Origin of the sequence: Rhodococcus sp. DK176, from assembly GCF_038447315.2 — a bacterium.
In the GTDB taxonomy this organism is placed as follows: Bacteria; Actinomycetota; Actinomycetes; order Mycobacteriales; family Mycobacteriaceae; genus Rhodococcus_F; species Rhodococcus_F jostii_A.
Genome location: NZ_CP118322.2, coordinates 183,346 through 201,099, shown reverse-complemented (window position 1 = coordinate 201,099; position 17,754 = coordinate 183,346). Strand labels below are relative to the sequence as shown.

The following is a 17,754-nucleotide window of genomic DNA, read 5'->3' as shown; positions in this document are numbered from 1 at the left end:
CTGCTCCCCGCACATGCGCATCCGACTCATCCGCGCCCGCACCAAACTGAACGATGCACTCCACGCACTTGCTGAAGATCCCGACAACAACACCCTCAAGCACCGCGTTCGTCGAGCCGAAGCCGCCGTCGCAGAACATGCCGCACTGTACGACTCCACCCCAGTCGGCCAGAACGAACTTCGCGAAGCAATCGCACACGAGAACAACGACACTGCTCGCAACCTGCTCAACCAACGAATGGCCGCCGCTGAAGCGTTGCGCGCACAACAGATACACGCGATGCACAATGGTCAGCAGGACCCAACTGCAAAGGACAATCACTATGAGCAACGAACCAATGCTGACCCAGGAACAACGGGAATCGTTCTGGCGTCTACACGGGTGGCGCCCGAACCTGCCGGACAGCAAGCGCCGGGAGATCGAGCAGTACTGGACCGACCCGGAGATCGTGGAGGCCGAAGCCCTCGGATTCTGATCTCCGGCCGCGAGATCACTCCCGTCGCCGAACACACTCTCTCATCGCCCATATGCGAGCGGCTGGCCGCAAAAGGTGTCAGCACACCAACGCTGTACGAACTCGACCAACGCGACGCAGACCTGTATCGAGAGCAGATGCTCGCACTCCGAAACAACAATCCCTACGCGGCCTCTGTCTACGTCTACGACACTCACGAGTACCGCGGAATGCGGATGCTCGTCACCGACGACGGGAAGGCCGGCGTCGCAGTCAACGGCGATGAGGTTGTCTCCGTCTTCGCGCACAACGATTGTGCTCATCCAAGGGCGGCATACGCGCTGCTCTCTCAGGCAACCGAAATCGGCGGGCACCGACTGGATTGCTTCGACACAGTGCTTCCCAAGATCTACGCGCAATCGGGATTCGTCCCGGTCGCCCGCCTCGCCTGGAACGACGACTACGCACCCGATGGCTGGAACTACAGCACATACCGGAACTTCAACAACGGACGGCCCGACGTCGTCTTCATGGCCTACGACCCAGCAGCAATCGGTTCGAAGTACACCAATACGGCCGCCAACTATGTCGACAACTACGACACGGGGATCGAGTCTGCCCGGAACTACTCGTCTCGCAGGACCTCTGCACCTAGTCCGGCAGAGCGGTAACCACCGAAGCGGACGCGGGCGTACCGGCTAGAACTCTGCTCGCACGACCATGCACGGCCGTGCATGGTCGTTTGCCACCAAGCTGTCCCCTCGCCTCCCCATCCTGGCGGTGATGACGGCGGGACGGGTCGCACATGCCTATGGCGCAGATTTCGATCAGGGCGGTGTCCTGCACAATTGCAACCACCGGGGACTCGACCCGCAGCATCTGGCCCACCGGGGCGGTGGGGCATCATGCGTGTCTACTCGCATGCGGAAGAGGTCCACGACGACGAGATCCGGGCCGGAATACTGCGAGTTGTGAGTGCGGGCGGAATCCGAGAGCGATCCCGCTGCCCTCGCTGCCGAGCTGAACCGGGCCCACCTGCTCTGACCTGCACGAACCATCGACAGTCCACACAGAAGGAGGGGTTCTGACCCCGTCTGAACTGCTCCTGCTTGACGCATACCCATATCGGCATATGATGCTCTCATGGCACGAGCAGCGACGACATCGGACGTCTTCAACGCGATCGCTGAGCCGCAGCGCCGGGAGATCCTGGCACTGCTGCGGGCGGGTGAGCGGCCGGTGACCGAGTTGGCCCAGGAGCTGGGGTTGACCCAGCCGGGGGCGTCCAAACACCTGCGGGTGCTCCGGGAGGTCGGGCTGGTGCGGGACCGCAAGGCAGGCAAGCAGCGCCTGTACGGCCTTGACGCCCGCGGGCTGCGACCGGTCCACGAGTGGACCGGCGGGTTCGAGCAGTTCTGGAACGAGAGGTTCGACCGGCTGGACGCGTACGTGCACGACCTCAAACAGGCAAGGCAGGAGGAGTGACCGATGGCAACAGGATGGGGCTCCGGCGCAGTCAGCGACCACCGCACGACGGCTCCGCCGGAGCAACGCAACACAGCACACCCCAGATCAAGCACCACACGAAAAGTCACACGAAGGGAAACCCGGATGCGTTCGGTACGAGGAGCAACCGTGGGCGACGGCACGGCCGACCGCGAGATCGTGATCACCCGGGTCATCAGTGCCCCACAGGAGCTGGTGTTCAAGGCGTTCACCGAAGTCCGGCACCTGTCGCGGTGGTGGGGCCTGGATGGATTCACCACCACCACGCGAGCGTTCGAGTTCCGCGTCGGCGGAGAGTGGAACTTCGTGATGCACGGACCGGACGGTACGGACTACCAGGAGTGGATCTCCTGGACAGAGATCGCCCCACCGGAGCGGATCGCGTTGCTACATGGTGAGTCCCGCGGCGACCCGAACGCTTTCGAGTCGGTCTTGACATTCGAGTCCGACGGCGCCGCGGCACCCGGATCGAGATGCACACCCTGTTCCCCACCAAGGAGCTGCGCGACGAGGCGATCGAGAAGTACCACGCGATCGAGGGCGGCCAGCAGACCCTGAGCAACCTGGCTGCCTACGTCGCCGAGATCGTTCGGAAGGAAGTGGAGGGCTGATGGCCGGGAAACTGTTCTTCAGCGTGTCGATGTCGCTCGATGGATTCATCGCGCCCGAGTCCCTCGGAGACTTGATGGGATAGCAGTGGATGGAGCTGCAGCAGTGGATATTCCCGCAGCGGTTCTTCAGGGAGAACCCGAAGCTCGGCGAGGGCGGCGAGGAAGGGGGCGACAACGACATCGTGCAGGAGACGTTCGAGCGCACCGGCGCGAGCGTGATGGGCAAGCGCATGTTCGACGCGGGCGAGCAGGCGTGGCCGGAGGAGGCGCCGTTTCACACGCAGGTCTTCGTCGTGACGCACGAGAAGCGTGACCCGTGGGAGCGCCCGGGTGGGACCACCTTCCACTTCGTCAACGACGGCATCGAGCCCGCACTCGACCAGGCCCGCGAGGCCGCCGGGAACCGGGACGTCCGCATAGCGGGCGGCGGCGCGACGATCCTGGAGTACGTGAACGCCGGCCCGATCGACGAGTTCTCGATCGCGTTGTCACCCGTACTGTTCGGCTCCGGAATTCGCCTGTTCGACGGCGTGGACGCGGGCCGCGTGGCCCTGGAGCAGGTCCGCGCGGAGCCGACGCGGCGGGTGACCCATCTGACTTACGCAGTCCGGGAACGGTAACTGTCTCGAACTCGGCGCTCCGCCGGTGTCCTCGGTGATCCCGGGCATGACCATGACGCCGGAGGGGCCGATCTCCGCCTCGACACGAGGTTCTCCTGGAGCCACGTCGAATACGGCACCGCGAGTGTCCTCACGGCGCTGAGTGGTTACCTGGATCGGTCCCTGGACACCCGCTCGTTGTGGCCGGCGATCATGACGCACGGCATCTACGACCTGTTCGTCTTTTGGGTGATGATTCGGATGTGACGGCTGGGGCCCTGGTCTGCGTGGTCCACCACTCTCGGACGGGTTGTGCCATGCTGTGGGCACAGTGTCGAAGTCGCGGGGGTGACATGACTGTTCATACGTTGGTGCGATCCACAGGCAGGCGCGGCTGGACGGTGCGATGTGATCTGTGCGAGCGCACCTTCGCCGCTCCGTTGGCAGGCCGGCCCGAGGCGGTGGCGTTCGCCGAGACGAATGGGTGGATCGTCGGCGAGCGCACGTGGTGCCCGATGTGTGCGGCGGCCCACACCTCTCGCCGCACAGCCTGAAATCGCCGGTCCACAGCCCTGACCCGGAACTCGGGGGCGGTTGCCGGGCTGTGAGGATGGGCTCGAAGGTTTCGTCTTGCGTTGAAGGGAACGGGTGTGATGGGGGAGCTGGCCGCGGCGACGGTCTCGCCAACCACCAGCTCGGCCAGATCCTCACCCGTGCAGCAGGTATGGACCAGGTGGATCTCGCCGATCCGCAGTCGATCGACCGGGCGCTGAGGATCGCGGTCGCCGATTCTACGGTGCTGGCCGAGCTGGACCAGTGGTGGCAGATGGTCGAAACCCGCAGGGCCGGCAACGGCACCCGCAACCCGGGTCTGGGTCTGGATCAGTCGATTCGGTACCTCACCGATCGGCTCGATGCCGCCGCCGTCACTCCGGAGGTGCTCGGCGAGTGCCGCCGGCAGGTCGCCGCGGTCGATCAGGCGATCATCGGCGCGAAGGACCTTCCCGAACTCGCGCACCCGGATGCGGAGATGCTGGATCTTCTCGGCCGCTACCTGGAGGCGCGTTCCCGAGTGCTGGCCCTGGCGTGACCCCACTCGGGTGAGCCGGTGCCAGGCGCGGGCCCACAGGGTTGGACCGGCGAACCGCCACCGGAGGAAGCGACCTGCCAGCATTGCCGGTGGGGCCGGTGGTGTCCGCGATGAGGCGGCTCGCCGATCAGATGGGACGTGTCGTTCCCACTGGTGAAGGCGGATAAATCTCTGGACGATTCAGAGGTTCCAGAGTTGGAGCAGAGCGGTCCGCAGGCTGGCGGAGGCGATCCGGTGATCGGCCCGTAGCCGGGGATTGGGGTGTCCGAGGTCGGCGAGGGTTTGTTCCGCGTCCGGCACCGGGAGGGGCGAGAGGTCGGTGCGGCTGCGCAGCAAGTGACCGATGGCGCCAGGCGTGCGGGGGATCGCGATCGCCTCGGAATCCACCACCGCGGGCGGGTAGATCCATTCGTTGTCGGCGGTGACGAAGACCAGGACGTCACCTTGCTTCAAGCGGGTGTCGGACTTGTCGTGGTGGAACCATTCGAGCTGGTATTTCGCGGCCGGCCCGGCAGGGGCGCGGTGGTGGCGGGCCTGGGTGGTCCAGGTGTGGTGTTCGGTGGGGCTGGGTTCATATTCGACGATGTGCCGCAAAAACATTCGGGTGATCTTGGCGGGCAGGAACCCGGGGTCGACTTGTCCGCGGCCGCTGACGCCGGGGATCGGCACTGCTCGCCCGATCTGCCATTGCGCGGTGGCGTTGTCGAGGAACGCCTGATCGACCTCGGTGATCTCCTCGATGCCGTCGATGAACTTCCGGACGGCAGCGACAACCTGGGGGTCGTCGGTGATGACCACGGCCTCGTCGGCGATGGTGGAGCTGTGGGAGGCGTTGGCGGAGCCGATGACCGCCTGCCGGTCGGTGACGATGACATTGGCGTGCAGGTTCGGCGACGACAGCACCCGAACTCCGGCGTCCAGGTAGTAGGCGAGTGCTATCGGGGAGGTCAGGTGTGCGCGTACCGCGGCGCGGGAGGCGTTGACGACGAGGACGTCTCCGGCACGTAGCGGCAGCAGGGTGGGTGCGTCTTGGCCGAGGTGGGCGATCGCGGCACGGCGGGGCCCGCGCGTGCGGACGGCGCGGGTGATGGGCGGCCACGGGCTCGGTCCGTGGAAGGTGGTCCCCATATCCGGAAACGGTAGCGGGTGCGAAGACCCGAGTGGGTGGATCCGGGATCAGTGGCGGCATGTTCAACGCCTGGATGCAGGCAACCGAGCTGCGAAGATGGCACGTCCCCTCCTCCTCACGGGACTGATTCGCCGAGCCCTCCATTGGTGGGAAGTGGACGTCGTCACGGGCACCCCTCGGTTGTGATTTCGAGGCCGTCCTGCTCTGTTTAGCTGGGTTCCTATACGTGCCACCTATCTCGCATAGCTGGGATGGATACCGTGCCGCTGCCCGGCACCACTCGCGCGTGCCGAGGCCGGCCATGAGAAACGCCCACATCGTCAGTACTTACGAATAGGCGACGCCCGCAGCATGCGCAAGTGCGGCGGCGGTCGGCAACATGACGAGTTGCGTCAGCTGAGTGTGCTCAATTCGCTCCAGTACCGCCGAGTATGTTCGGATTGATGGCGCACGGTTCATTCAGTTGGGGGCTGACCTGCGCTGTGATCCTGGCGCATCGCCGGCGGTATGAGCGCCCGGGGGGTCCGCCGACCCCGAGCAATTGCCGATGAATGGCAGGCTGCCCGGTCTGGCCCGTCAGCACTATTGAAACCACCATCTCGGTGGTCCCCGTACGCCTCCCAAGCGTTGGCCCAGGCCAGCGGATGGCCGCTCGTAGCCGGCGATCGTAGAACACCGGTGTCACACGCAGTGAAGCGCTGATCACCCTGCACGAAGGGAAGTATCGGCCGGTCGTGTCGGGTTTCGGCTGTCGACTGGTCGTCGAGGTCAGGCGAACTCCCGGCGCGACATCCGAAAACCGACACGGAAATGGGGATGTCGGTTGCCATTCGACCTGAGGCCTGAGCGCGCAGGCCGGACCTGCGGTGCAGACGGGTCGCCGCCGCCGCTGAACACCGGCACGAACTCCTGCCAGTCGAACTCGGGGGCGTGTGCATATTCGCCATCGTCGTGGTCGGGATGTCGGACGTATGATCGACGGACCGTCGGGGGCGCCCACGCGGAAGGGATGTCCAATGGACAATTGGTGGCTGTACTACAGCCCGTTTCCCCAACCTGTCCGCGAGTGGCTGTGGCTGATTGTGCAGCAGATCTGGTAGCGCGCTGACGGTCCTGGACTCCACCTCCTGCGGTCCTCTTGGCGAGTCTGCGCCCCATATCAGTTGTTGGTGACGACGAAGCCCTTCCCGACGGGGTTGGGTTGGGCGTTGATGCCGTCGAGGACGGCAGCGAATTTGATGTACTCGAACGCGAACAGCGCTGTGTCGAATCCGCGGACCATGCCTACGATCTCGGTGTTGTTCTGCAGTACGGGACCACCGGAGTCACCACCACCTGATTGGGCGTTGCTGTAGAAGCGTGTCGTGTTCTGCGCGGTGATCGACCCGCAATGGACGCCGGTACCGGCCCCGTCCTTGCAATGGGGACCGACCGGGTTGGAGGCGCCGATTCCGTCGACCCGGGCACTGGGACCATTCGATGTGAGTACCGCGTCAGCGTTGAGGTAGAGGACCACCCAGTCGACGCCGGTCCCGCCGCCGGGACTGCGGTAGGCGATGTTCCCGATGTGTTCCCGCGGTCCGGTCGGCGCGTAGCGGTAGACGGGTGCACCGTCGGGTGTGCCGTCGACACAGTGGGCGGCGGAGATGCCGATCTTGTTGCCGAACAAGTCGGTACCGACGACGCCCATCGTGCAGAACTCGATGATGCCGGGCGGGTGCGGTACCGGGTTCAGGTCGTCGGTCCACGCGATGCCGTTGGACACGACACCGGTGGCTGATGCCGCCGGCGCGTTGACAAGGAATGCGCCGAGGGTGACGGCGAGACACGCAACATACCCGTAAAGCCTTCTCAATTGGGTTCTCTCTTCTTGGCGGCGTCGACGGGCTGTCTGTAGGCCGCTTGTTCTTGGTGGCCGAGCTGGCTAGGCGTGATGATTTCTTCACGGCTGACCTGTCGGGGTCCGGAAGTAGCGGGACTCTGTCTGCCGGTCGCTGGTGGCGTCAGGCTCGCCTTTCGGGAAGGCCGTCAGGGCACGGGCATGGTGCGGAAGAACGGCGCGGTCGGCGGCAGTCCACACGGTTCGGTGGTCGGACTGGCGATGACGAGACCCGCACCAACAGCGGATCCGACTCGCCCGGAATCATCCGGTCATAGCGGACGCGGATCTTGCCCCGGGCACCCTGCGCGAGGGAGTCGTCGACCCAGGCGTATGCCCGACGGTCCGATCGTCGTCCGCGACGATCGTGCCCGTGACGGGGGTGATGTCGGTGCCCGTCCAACGGGGCGACAGCTCGATGACCGTCCACGACATGATCGTGTCGTTCCCGACGAGGGAATCTTGCCCGGTTCGGTGCTGCGGCACGACGACCATATGGGCGCGTCGGCGGCGGGCATGGTGTGGCACTGATCGCAGCAGCGGATGGTGAAGGCTCGCGTGCGACGAGAGGGGAGCGGGGGAGCTGATCGCGGTGGAACTGATCGTGCATCGGGGGCCTCGACTTGCAGGGTTCGGGGGTTGTGCGACTCCCACACTCCTCGCGTAATGTCCGTCCGACGACGGCAGAACGACCGGTAGACATACCTGTTTTCGTGCCCGGGGCCGTCCATAGGGTCGAGATCCGCATGGCCTGGGTCGGGGGTGTGACCGGGTTCGGGCTCCCGGAGCAACGCGGGGCATGGCACGTCCACGTGCGACCCCTCGGGGTATTTGCACACTCGTCGGTGGATCGCCGAGATCCTCGCCGCGAACCCGGATGTCGATGGCGTGCACCATCGGCCGAGAACACCCTCGCCTGGATGTTGGCCGATGACCCGGCCGCACACACCCACCCCGCCGTCACCGTCGCCGGAGTACGAATCGGAAACGTCTGCCCAATTCGTGTGAAGGGGCGCCGAGAATGGGCGCATGGAACTACGCGAACGAGACTTGGGCAAGGGGTGACTCGCTCGGAGGGTGATATGTTTGAGCCGAGGGGCGCCGCGTCACAAGGTGCGAACAGCGGCGGTGACACGGTTGATGTGTTGTGGCGCAGCCAAGCGCAGCCCCTGCCAACGATGTAGATCAGCTGGCAGGGGCGCTACACGGACAATCTGCACGTAGTAACGAGCAGCGTACAATTGATGTTCGTGAGCCGGCGCAGGGAAGTCCAGGGAGTGTGATCCATGCCATTGCAGTATTTTTCGCATCTCCGGATTACCGACCAGTAAGTGTGATTTCGGCGAGGCGTGCTGCGGTGCGTGCACGATCCGGATGGAGTTTCCGAGGGCGATCTGCGTGATCCAGCGACACGGTGCGCTACCGGACCCATTTTGTTCTGCTTCGCCGCAGCAGTGCCGGCGGGCTTCGACAGCGAGAGGTTAGGTGGGCAGTTCCGTTTCATTTACCGATTGTTCTGTGCTGCAGCGTGTCCAGTCGTGATGAGCAGCTGTTCTGCGCAATCGAGTATCTGCGGCGAGCCGCTCACCGACAGTTGTCGCCGACGACCAACGACCCAGCCGGATCACTGCCGGCGGGCGGGCAGGCAACCCCGCATAAACTGTGCTTGCGACGCGAAATGCTTGGGCGACACAGCTCAGGCACCAAGACTGTGATGTAGAACACAGCTGAATATGTGGGCGAAGCCTGGCGCTCGGGGATGTTCGGTTGCAACCCTGAGCTGAGACCCAAACCTCCAGACCCGAACACGGGTATGGGTGTAGGTAGTTCGGCCAATGTGCAGGTGTCGAAGTCGGTCCAAGGTAGCTGGTACGCCGCCATTCGACGTGGCAGCCGAAAATTATCTGCCCGTGAGAGAAGAGTTGTCATGGCACGGATTACCGAGAACCTGGGCGCCAGTCTGCTGAATACGTTGCGGGTCGGTGTGGTTGGCACTGTTCTGTACGCCGGACTGATCATGGGCGTAGTTGTGGTGGCGGTGTGGAAGTTCCCGATGCCCGGCGTGTAGGCCCGCACCGACCCATGGCCCTGCGCCGATGGCGGCCAGTGAAACACTCGGTGGCAGTTCGGCGATAGAGCTGACAGGGGCGTGGTTGTGCCCGTGGCTCCGCGTGGCCGTTAATCAACACGCGATACCCGTGACGGGCCCTGTTTGCTGTGGAAGGGACGATGATGTTCGGGACCGGCGTAAGCCTCATGGTTGCTCTGCTGGTGGTGATGCTTCTGGTGGTTCCCGTCTCGTTGGGTGTGGCGGCACGAGCGGACGCGAGGGTCCGCCGCCTTGCGGAGTCCCGGGCGTCCCATCCGAATCCGGTGGGTTCGGTCGGCGTCGCGGGTGTGGACGAGCGGTGTGATCGGTGGCGGCAGTTGGCGACGCGGGCGTGGTTGATCTGCGGCGGCGCCTCGCTGGTCGCAGTAGCGGTCGTGGGGGTCCTGATCTGTGTCGGGTGAAGGCGACTACATTGCGGGAGTGCGTGTGGTGGCTCGTGGCCGTCGGTGCGGGGCGGGCTGAGCCCTCAACCTGCGAACCCACAGCTGACAGTTCAACGAAGATGAAATCACGTTGGCCGCTGTGATATACGCGCTACAGAATTCCCTTGATGCGGTCACGCCCAAGTTGGGCCGAAGCGGCCCGGTCGGAGTGTAGTCCGCTCCGGCCGGGCCTCGCCGGGACATACAACAGGTACCCGCCGCGTGAGCCCTGACCGCGCTCCTCATGCACTGCGCGTCGCGAAGGGGTGGGACGCGCTCCAGTCGAGAAGCGCGGTTCCGCGTTGGTGTACCTGGGTGGTCGGCGTCGCTGATGTCTCCTCGGATGTGCTGCGTGTGAAAATATCGACCGGACCGACGGAATTAGGCGCGGTATGTGCACCAATCGCTGCTAGCCAGTACAGGTTCGGCTTGCGCCGTGTTGCGTTATCGACCTGCTTCTTCGTGTTCCGGTGCGAGGAAATGGTAGACCCGACGCCCGCCCCAATCGCTGCAATGTGATCCACGCCACATGATTTTCTGGGTGGGCGATACTTGCGGCTGGCGGCCGTCGGTGCAAGCACGTCCGCGTTGGCATCACGCATTCGAGTGCGAGTGTTGTTTCTGGCCGGGCGGATTCGGCGCCTGACCGGTCGGCTCGCCTGCTACCAATTCTCCCGTACCCCGCTCGTCCGGGCGCAGCGAGGTCGTCGGCGTGTGGTGTACAGCGCGCGGTGTGGCGGGTATTCGAGGACGGACTTCCCGGTCTGCTTCTCGTGTCAGTGTGGTGTGGTGCGGTTGAATGGGTGACATGGCGTCGTCGGCGGGTGAGCAGCTGTGGCAGACCTTGTCGGATTCCGGGTTGGCATTGGTATGTGTTCGCGGGCCGCAGCGCCGATGGGCGGATCTGCTCCTGCCCGGGAATGAATCGGTGGGGGAGCTGACCTGGCTGGCCCGGCACACCGACGAGGTCGCCGAGCAGTACCGCGACCACCGATAGTGACACACGGCGGAGCCGCGATGGCGCTGGCGCGGACCGGCGGCGCCCACCGAAGAAGCGGCACGCTGGTCTGTTTTTCGTGTGAGCGGGTATCGGTGCACATGCAGGTGGACGCCGGTCTTTTCCGGAGGTGAGGCGCACCGGTGCCGGTGGTAGCGTCGCGCAGGCTGCAGGGGTGCGATCGAAAGTCCCCGGGGCGACGTCGCTCCCAATCTTGACCAAGGGCTGCAGCGGCGAAGGGCACGGAAGGTGCGGTAGATGGTGCAACAGCAACGGGCGGCGGTGACCCGGGCGCAGATCGTCCGCGGGGCAGCGGAAATGTTCGACAAGTCCGGGTTCGAGGGTGCCAGTCTCGTCGAGATCCTCGAGGCGGCGGGCATGACGAAGGGGGCCTTGTACTTTCATTTCCGGTCGAAGGAGGATTTGGCCCGGCACATCATCGCCGAGCAGCACCGGATCTCCATCTCCGCGGTGCAGGCGATCGCCGCGCAGGAGGCGTCGGCGATCGAGCAGATCGTGATGCTCTGCCACGAGATGGCCCGGCAGATCGTGCAGGACCCGATCGTGCGGGCCGGGATCCGCATCACCCTCGAGCTCAGCGCCGACGACCGTGGCCCCGCGGGCCCATACCTGGATTGGATCGCCGCCTGTCAAACGTTGGCGGCCCGCGCGGTCGCCGAGGGCGACCTTGTCGACACCATCGACCCACCGACGTTCGCGCGGTACGTCATTGGCGCGTTCACCGGAGTCCAGACCGTGTCCCAGGTCCTGACCCATCGCGCGGACCTCGAGCAGCGGGTCGACGAGATGTGGGGGTTCCTGCTGCCGGGGATCATGCCGACCACCCGGCACCCCGCCATGATGCGGATCCGGGCGGCCCGCACCGACGTTCCCGTCACCGGATCGCCCGACCGTCAGGATTAGTCCGCTCAGCCTGCCAACACGACCTGTGAATGCTCCCCGCAGACCGATAAGTGCGCCTTCCGGACGTCGCCGTCGACCGCAAGGTCACGACGGCGGATGAGTGCGGCCGGCTGACCGGATCTGCTTCAAGCGCACCGGTGCGGGTGCGTGAGCCCCGGTGTCGTCGGGGTCAAAATGGCCGATGCCGGGCAGCGTCCGGGTGTCGTTCCCGCCAGGAGGCTGCTGCGCCGCGGCGACGGGGTGGAGTCGGTCTCGATGAGCGCGCCGCCGCGGCTGGCGTAGATCGGCCGTGGGGTGTGGGGCCCGCAGAACTGCGTGCTTGCATACGTACCGCGGGATGTGCCATTGCTCCAGGTGTGTGCCGGGAAGACTGCTGCGTCACCGACCTGAGCGTGAGAGGAGGCTGATCTGCCGGAGTACGCCGCGGTATGGAACTCCACCATTTCGATCGTGTGTCCGGGTGCACCTCGTTCACCGGGTCAGCGGATCGGGTATTCGAGCTCTGGTCCGAAGTGACTACGTCCCGGGGTGCCGGGTTCGCCCCTGTCTGCGCTTCCGGGGGGCGGATGCCACTCGTTGCTGGTTGGCCGCAATGTGTCGTTGCGGAATTGTTATCGGGCCGGTATAAATATTCACATCGTGTGCCGTGTGTCACGATTCTCTGAACAATCGAACTGGAGTTACAAATGGACCTCGCTTTCTTGGCGGACTTCTTCTCGAACGTCTCCACCCTTCTCGGCGCCCTCGACTTCTTCTCGGGTTCTGCTGGGTCGCTCAGCGGCTAGTAGCGCTGCCAGAGGCTTGAATTGGCTCTTTGGTGGCGGAAATGGGGTTAGTAGGTCACCTGCGGACCTCTTTTCGCTGTACCCGATCTTCCGATCGTGTCTCCGCCGCGTCGCTTCCTCGCGGGAAATTCCATGAATGTCATTCTTTCGCGTGGATGAGCCGACCATTCAAGATCATTTACGGTCTGGATGCTGACCTATCGCGATTCGGTAACTCGACTCGCGATCCGAATTACGTGTGTCGTCGAGTTTGGAAAGACAAGGGCAGCCCTCAGTGAGAGGTGCATGTCGCCGCAAGGCTGCTTCCTCACGCCCCACACAGCGGCCCGCGCCCTCATGGCCGCTGAGGCACTCGCGGTCACGGTCGACGAGCTCGCCGAACTCGGCCGCGCCTCGCAGGCAGCCAGTGCCTACGTCCGGCGCCCACGCGATGCACATCGGCACCCGCACCCAGGAATGCTCGTGTGGTCCGCCCGTGCCGTCGCCGGAGATTCGGCGGCACTGCTTCGGCGGACCCGCGGCGATCATCTCGTCCGCCCGGCCGCTGCGCCCGTCCAGGTGAACACGTCGTCGCCCCGGCCGTGGCCAGCATGTACGACGCATCTCGTTTCCTTGAGCCAGACCCGCAGGGAATTCATCGGCCCGTAGGCCTCGTCCACGGTGAGCCACGCGAACCGCACCTTCGCGTCGCGCGCGTTCGATCATGTTCTGCGCCAACACGGGTCTGGGTCGCGAGCTCGGCATCGTCACCGATGCGGACGGCGCGGCACCGGTCCCGATCGGCGGTCCACGATTCGGGAGATAGAGCTCCCGGTCGAGTCCTGAATGCGGTGCTGGTGTCTGGTCGTGGGCGCCGCGGTGCTTGTGGTGTGGCCGTTCGCGTCGCGACCGGACTCGCCCGAGCCGCCGCGCCCGCTGCCCGATATCCGGTCATGGTCTACGGCCGACCGGTGACGTGCAGTGAACTCTTCGGGCAGCGAAGTGAATTCGGGTTTACAGTCCGCCTGCAACCGGTGGGGGACAGGCCTGCCCTCCATTCGTCAATTCCGGGTCCTGGGCCCGTACGCCGAGTGGATCGGTTCGTGGCATCGGCACAATTCTGATCGCCGCCCGCTCGTGGCAGGATGAGACCGTGAGCGCGCGGACTGCAGCCGACCTCGAGCGTGAACTCGCATGCTCGCCATCGTTCGTGTTCGTCTCCGGGCGTCGGAAGGCGAGGATGTCCGTCTCCCGACCACCGCTGTCGATCAGGTTCTCGACGAGCTGAACAGCCTCGCACGATTGCCGCGGGTCCCGAACTGATCGTGTGCGGTATGCGGGCCGAGACGGCACGTCATCCCGCTGGTGCCTCGAACGCAATGGCGTTCGACCATCGCCGGCACAATTACCGCCGGATGATGTGGGCGGTCCGCCCGACGGGGGATGGAGTACGTGACGTCGCTCGAGGCTATCTCGTCTGTGGGCGAGTGCCGTCAATAAGAGGACGGTGCCGGCGGTGAGTGCCAGACCCCGCAGGCGGCAGCCACCACGACCACCGTGTTCTCTCGGCTGTCGGGAATGGGGCCGGTGAGGTTGCCGTCCGCGTCGACGCTGATGGTGATGGTCTGGCCGGCCTTCGCGGGCGTGTCGGTCGATGTCGGTGAATAGGGCCGTCACACGGTCACCGATTGTCGGTGTGCTGTCCTCGTCGCACAGGATGCGCCCTGGAATGACCTGCCCGGCAGCGAGTTCGATCAACGCAACCGTCTACGGGACGGCGTCCTTCAACTCAGGATGCAATGCGCGCTCGTACACGGTGTAGCTCCAGATGGTCCCCGTGGGTTCTACATCACGCCAGACAGCGTTTCGGGACCAGCATTCCGAGCATAGTTCGCTTGCCGGGTATCTCGTATACGAGCACTGGCTGCAGTGCTGCATGACCGGCCGTCCGAACGTCGTCCTGTGGAACCCCGCCGCCGACTCGTTCCCCGCCGACCTCGAGTTCACTCGACCACTCGATCACCCGAGGGTGCGGCCGATCCTCCGTACCGCCGCACGCACTATCGGATACGCATCGACGGTGTAACTCTGTCCCAGCGCGAACCGATCGGATTCAGCTGGATCGTCGTCACCGCGTGTGGGGCGGATCGGCACCAACCCGCGCGCTACCTCACCCCGCCGACCGTCGCCCAGCAGGCCACGGTCGTCGCCTGTGGCAACGGCTTCGCCGGGTTCCGTGCGCTGGTAGTGACCGGCAGGAGGCAGGTCACGCGTGGTCACCGGGTCTCGAATGGGCCGTGGTGGTTCTCCTCGTCCGGTGGTGGACGATTCGATCTGTCCGCGCCGCGGGGCACGTGCTATGTCGCATTCGATGAGGCGACGGCGATCCGGGAGACGGTGGGGAGGCGTTGGCCTCGCTCGGGGTGATCGCCCACGACTTCGCGGCCGAGCGGATGCTGTCGACGCTGCGGGTACCGGGCACCCATGACCTCGCGGACACCTGCGCCGACGCGGCCGCCGGGTTCGGGCTGACCCGGGAGTTGTGTTCGATGACACCGTACGACGTTCCCCGGGCGTGGGCGGCGGCGTTCGATGTTGAGTTCGACGGCATCCGGTACCAGACGCGGTTCACCACGGGCCAGGCCGCGAATGCGGCCGCGGTATTCGGTCCGGCCGGTGAGGTGTCCTGGCCGGTGGACCCGCGTCCGGAGTCTTTAGTGTCGGCGGCGAGGCGTTGCGGTCTTGCGGTACAGCCGCTTCCGCGGTCGGTCCGGGTCCTTCATCCGCCGACCTGACGATCGCCACCGGCGCTCGGTTGGTCGAGCTGCTTCGGTATCGCGCATGTCAGATGGCCGTTGATCTTGATTCGCGTCCGACCTCTGTTGTGGCGAGTGTCCGTCGCAGGGCCGATGTTATTGAGTCCGCGGCTGATTGGGACGATGTAGCGGGGTGGTGTGTCGGCGGCGGTGTGTTCGGCGCCGAGGTGGTGATGCTGGCGAGGCGGCGGGTGCGTTCGGATCCGCGGTGGCCGGCGAGGTGACCGGATTGTTCGAGGACGGCGACCATGGCCGGGTTGTGGGGTGCGCGCCGCCGCGGATCAGGCGGGTGGTGAGGCGGCACGCTCAGCGACGGAAAACTCGCATCTGATTCATCCGCCGTTTCGTCGTCCACGCGCTCGCGAATCGCGGGGATCTGCGCCCCGGTGAGGGACAATCTCCGCATGCCGAAAGTGCGGTGGCGCGAGGCGCCCGAGGAACATGATTACCCGGCGGCTGCCGCGTACCTGGATCTGCTCACCTCCCGAGGTACCGTCGAACGTATCGTGGCGGGTTTGAGGACGGCTCCGGTCACACTCCACAAGGCCAAGGACATCCTGCGCGCCTCGCGGCTGCGGTTGCTGCCTCCGGACAACGCGCATGTGGCCGCCGACCTGCGGAAGATCGCAGACGGCACACCCCTTTCACCCATCCTGCTCGTGCGTGGCGATCTCGCGGCAGGCACCGCGCTCGAAGTGGCAGATGGGTATCACCGCGTGTGCGCGAGCTATCACACCGATGAGAACACGCAGATTCCGTGCCGGCTGACGAGCTTGCCGCCGACGAGCTGAGGTCCACCGATGTCGTTCGAGATCCTCGCCCTGATCTCGGCAGCCGCCCTAGCCGGTCCCTTGCTCGCGGTTCGTCGGGGGTGGCACCTGCCGGTGATGCTCGGTGAGTTGCTCGTAGGGATTCTTCTGGGCACGACGGGCCTCCGATGGATCCACCCGGAAGATCCCACCTTCACCTTTCTCGCGGACATCGGATTCGCGCTGATCATGTTCGTTGCCGGCACCCATGTACCCGTCCGCGATGCGACCATCCGGCCGGCTCTCGCAAAGGGCACCGCGCGGGCCGCAATCGTCGGGGTCCTCGCGGCGGCAGCCGGGTTCGGGATCGCCCGGGCATTCGGCACCGGCCATGCGGCCCTGTACGCGGTCCTCATCGCGTCGTCGTCGGCCGCCCTGGTACTTCCGCTGATCGACTCGTTGCGGCTCGAGGGCACCCCGGTAGTGCAGACCATGGCCCAGGTCGCGGTCGCAGACACCGCGTGCATCATCGCTCTTCCACTCGTGATCAACCCCGCCCAGGCCCCCCGCGCCGCGATAGGTGCTGCCGCCGTCGCGGCATCGGCGGCACTGTTCTACACGTTCCTGAAGTATGCGGACGGCCGCGGCTGGCTGCACAGTCTGCACCAGGAATCGAAGGACCGCCGCTTCGCGCTGGAGCTGCGGATCAACCTCGGCGTGCTGTTCGCCCTCGCGGCGCTGGCCGTTCACACCCACGTATCGATCATGCTCGCCGGTTTCGCGCTCGGGCTGGCCGTCGCGGGCGTGGGCGAACCGCGGCGCCTGGCCAAGCAGCTGTTCTCGATTACCGAAGGGTTCCTCGGTCCCCTGTTCTTCGTGTGGCTGGGCGCCTCGCTGAACCTGCGCGACCTCCGCGCGCACCCGTCGCTGATCCTGCTCGGCGTCGCGCTCGGACTCGCAGCGGTGACCGTTCACTGCGCGATACGCCTTCTCGGGCAGCCACTGGCCCTTGCCGCATTGGCCTCGGCTCAGCTGGGTGTCCCGGTCGCGGCGGCGACAATCGGAGAGCAAACGCATATCCTGCAGCCCGGTGAACCCTCGGCGCTGATCCTCGGTGCCCTCCTCACCATCGGCAGCACCACATTCGCGGGCGCAATGGCGGCACGCCAAGGTTTCGCTTCGCCCTCCGCTGCGAAACCGGGCCACGGACCAGAGCGCCGGTGATCACCATGGGTCGAGACACACCACCGTTCGAATTGTCGCAGCCATCGCCCCAGTTGCAATCACCACCGCGATCGCCGGTGGTGTCGCCGCCGCCCCACAGCGGGCAACGGCGATAATTCGGCGCCCGTGAATAGTGCGAGGTGCACCTCATTGCCCGACAACCGATTGCACCTCGCGGGCCTCCCCAATCAGATCACCTCGAACAGTGCGGATCTGCGGTTCAGGGCGCTGTCTGCTGCTCAGGCCGGTGAGCTACCTCGCTTTGTGGGTGCTCCCCAGGGTGACCGACGGCGCGGATTGACGGACGAAAGCGCACGGACAAGGTGTGGGTCGCAGTGCGCATCCAGGACTGCCGCCCATAGCCTGTCGACGAACTGGTGCTCGGTGATTCCGAAAGTCTGGAAGACCAGCTCTGCAGGAACTCCGCCGTAGGGAATCCACATCCGAGCGAGGGTGATGAGTTCGCGCGCTTCGCGGGG

General features: G+C 65.4%; 15 protein-coding genes and 3 pseudogenes. 15 read left to right on the top strand and 3 right to left on the bottom strand.

Annotated features, from left to right (window positions below):
- The first annotated feature begins 13 nt into the window (after window positions 1-13).
- The 5 genes and pseudogenes from PSR88_RS37855 to PSR88_RS37835 all read left to right on the top strand — a co-directional run bounded on the left by PSR88_RS37855 (window position 14) and on the right by PSR88_RS37835 (window position 4,261).
- A complete protein-coding gene (locus PSR88_RS37855) occupies window positions 14-1,126 on the top strand; it encodes a hypothetical protein (RefSeq protein WP_237723825.1) in 1,113 nt (370 codons plus the stop codon).
- 472 nt (window positions 1,127-1,598) lie between these two features.
- Window positions 1,599-1,940, top strand: a complete 342-nt coding sequence (locus PSR88_RS37850; protein ID WP_011599431.1) for an ArsR/SmtB family transcription factor — start codon at window positions 1,599-1,601, stop codon at window positions 1,938-1,940.
- 126 nt (window positions 1,941-2,066) lie between these two features.
- Window positions 2,067-2,572, top strand: a pseudogene (locus tag PSR88_RS37845) (SRPBCC family protein).
- Window positions 2,572-3,192: pseudogene (locus PSR88_RS37840) on the top strand (dihydrofolate reductase family protein). The pseudogenes PSR88_RS37845 and PSR88_RS37840 overlap by 1 nt, the downstream one beginning before the upstream one ends.
- Before the next feature lie 703 nt (window positions 3,193-3,895).
- Entirely contained in the window at window positions 3,896-4,261 is a 366-nt protein-coding gene (locus PSR88_RS37835; RefSeq protein ID WP_016880495.1) for a hypothetical protein, read from the top strand.
- Between the two features lie 180 nt (window positions 4,262-4,441).
- On the opposite strand, the gene PSR88_RS37830 is transcribed toward PSR88_RS37835, so the two are convergent.
- Both PSR88_RS37830 and PSR88_RS37825 read right to left on the bottom strand, forming a co-directional pair.
- The gene (locus PSR88_RS37830) at window positions 4,442-5,389 is read right to left on the bottom strand and encodes a hypothetical protein (RefSeq protein ID WP_016880494.1); all 948 of its coding nucleotides are present in this window, start codon (window positions 5,387-5,389) and stop codon (window positions 4,442-4,444) included.
- 1,160 nt (window positions 5,390-6,549) lie between these two features.
- A complete protein-coding gene (locus PSR88_RS37825) occupies window positions 6,550-7,245 on the bottom strand; it encodes a hypothetical protein (RefSeq protein WP_011599439.1) in 696 nt (231 codons plus the stop codon).
- A 1,951-nt stretch (window positions 7,246-9,196) separates the two neighbouring features.
- Here PSR88_RS37825 and PSR88_RS37820 point away from each other — a divergent pair.
- The 5 genes from PSR88_RS37820 to PSR88_RS37800 all read left to right on the top strand — a co-directional run bounded on the left by PSR88_RS37820 (window position 9,197) and on the right by PSR88_RS37800 (window position 12,004).
- Entirely contained in the window at window positions 9,197-9,337 is a 141-nt protein-coding gene (locus PSR88_RS37820; RefSeq protein ID WP_016880491.1) for a hypothetical protein, read from the top strand.
- Between the two features lie 161 nt (window positions 9,338-9,498).
- Window positions 9,499-9,780 carry a hypothetical protein gene (locus PSR88_RS37815; protein WP_011599442.1) on the top strand — a complete coding sequence of 94 codons (282 nt, stop codon included), beginning with the start codon at window positions 9,499-9,501 and terminating at the stop codon, window positions 9,778-9,780.
- Between the two features lie 820 nt (window positions 9,781-10,600).
- On the top strand, window positions 10,601-10,798 hold the full coding sequence (locus PSR88_RS37810; protein WP_020476728.1) for a hypothetical protein: 198 nt from the start codon (window positions 10,601-10,603) through the stop codon (window positions 10,796-10,798).
- 258 nt (window positions 10,799-11,056) lie between these two features.
- A complete protein-coding gene (locus tag PSR88_RS37805) occupies window positions 11,057-11,722 on the top strand; it encodes a ScbR family autoregulator-binding transcription factor (RefSeq protein WP_016880489.1) in 666 nt (221 codons plus the stop codon).
- Window positions 11,723-11,869: 147 nt separating this feature from the next.
- A complete protein-coding gene (locus PSR88_RS37800; protein WP_257226498.1) occupies window positions 11,870-12,004 on the top strand; it encodes a hypothetical protein in 135 nt (44 codons plus the stop codon).
- An 891-nt stretch (window positions 12,005-12,895) separates the two neighbouring features.
- Here PSR88_RS37800 and PSR88_RS37795 read toward each other — a convergent pair.
- Window positions 12,896-13,341 (bottom strand): annotated as a pseudogene (locus PSR88_RS37795) (transposase); the annotation flags it as partial.
- A 1,081-nt stretch (window positions 13,342-14,422) separates the two neighbouring features.
- Between PSR88_RS37795 and PSR88_RS37790 the strand changes: the two are divergent.
- The 5 genes from PSR88_RS37790 (at window position 14,423) to PSR88_RS37770 (ending at window position 17,275) form a co-directional block, all read left to right on the top strand.
- The gene (locus PSR88_RS37790) at window positions 14,423-14,572 is read left to right on the top strand and encodes a hypothetical protein (protein WP_016880484.1); all 150 of its coding nucleotides are present in this window, start codon (window positions 14,423-14,425) and stop codon (window positions 14,570-14,572) included.
- A gap of 161 nt (window positions 14,573-14,733) precedes the next feature.
- Window positions 14,734-14,913, top strand: coding sequence for an RES domain-containing protein (locus PSR88_RS37785; protein WP_105422456.1), 180 nt, complete (start codon window positions 14,734-14,736; stop codon window positions 14,911-14,913).
- Window positions 14,895-15,281 carry a hypothetical protein gene (locus PSR88_RS37780; RefSeq protein ID WP_016880483.1) on the top strand — a complete coding sequence of 129 codons (387 nt, stop codon included), beginning with the start codon at window positions 14,895-14,897 and terminating at the stop codon, window positions 15,279-15,281. Before PSR88_RS37785 ends, PSR88_RS37780 begins: the two co-directional genes overlap by 19 nt.
- Before the next feature lie 425 nt (window positions 15,282-15,706).
- On the top strand, window positions 15,707-16,093 hold the full coding sequence (locus PSR88_RS37775; protein ID WP_011599451.1) for a hypothetical protein: 387 nt from the start codon (window positions 15,707-15,709) through the stop codon (window positions 16,091-16,093).
- 9 nt (window positions 16,094-16,102) lie between these two features.
- On the top strand, window positions 16,103-17,275 hold the full coding sequence (locus PSR88_RS37770) for a cation:proton antiporter (protein ID WP_016880481.1): 1,173 nt from the start codon (window positions 16,103-16,105) through the stop codon (window positions 17,273-17,275).
- Window positions 17,276-17,754 lie beyond the last annotated feature (479 nt).

Excerpts from the sequence above, each read along its gene's own strand:
- PSR88_RS37815 (WP_011599442.1), top strand. The coding sequence starts at position 9,499 with ATGATGTTCGGGACCGGCGTAAGCCTCATGGTTGCTCTGCTGGTGGTG.
- PSR88_RS37850 (WP_011599431.1), top strand. The coding sequence starts at position 1,599 with ATGGCACGAGCAGCGACGACATCGGACGTCTTCAACGCGATCGCTGAG.
- PSR88_RS37835 (WP_016880495.1), top strand. The coding sequence starts at position 3,896 with ATGGACCAGGTGGATCTCGCCGATCCGCAGTCGATCGACCGGGCGCTG.
- PSR88_RS37820 (WP_016880491.1), top strand. The coding sequence starts at position 9,197 with ATGGCACGGATTACCGAGAACCTGGGCGCCAGTCTGCTGAATACGTTG.
- PSR88_RS37805 (WP_016880489.1), top strand. The coding sequence starts at position 11,057 with ATGGTGCAACAGCAACGGGCGGCGGTGACCCGGGCGCAGATCGTCCGC.
- PSR88_RS37770 (WP_016880481.1), top strand. The coding sequence starts at position 16,103 with ATGTCGTTCGAGATCCTCGCCCTGATCTCGGCAGCCGCCCTAGCCGGT.
- PSR88_RS37830 (WP_016880494.1), bottom strand. The coding sequence starts at position 5,389 with ATGGGGACCACCTTCCACGGACCGAGCCCGTGGCCGCCCATCACCCGC.
- PSR88_RS37775 (WP_011599451.1), top strand. The coding sequence starts at position 15,707 with ATGCCGAAAGTGCGGTGGCGCGAGGCGCCCGAGGAACATGATTACCCG.
- PSR88_RS37810 (WP_020476728.1), top strand. The coding sequence starts at position 10,601 with ATGGGTGACATGGCGTCGTCGGCGGGTGAGCAGCTGTGGCAGACCTTG.
- PSR88_RS37855 (WP_237723825.1), top strand. The coding sequence starts at position 14 with ATGCGCATCCGACTCATCCGCGCCCGCACCAAACTGAACGATGCACTC.
- PSR88_RS37790 (WP_016880484.1), top strand. The coding sequence starts at position 14,423 with ATGACCGGCCGTCCGAACGTCGTCCTGTGGAACCCCGCCGCCGACTCG.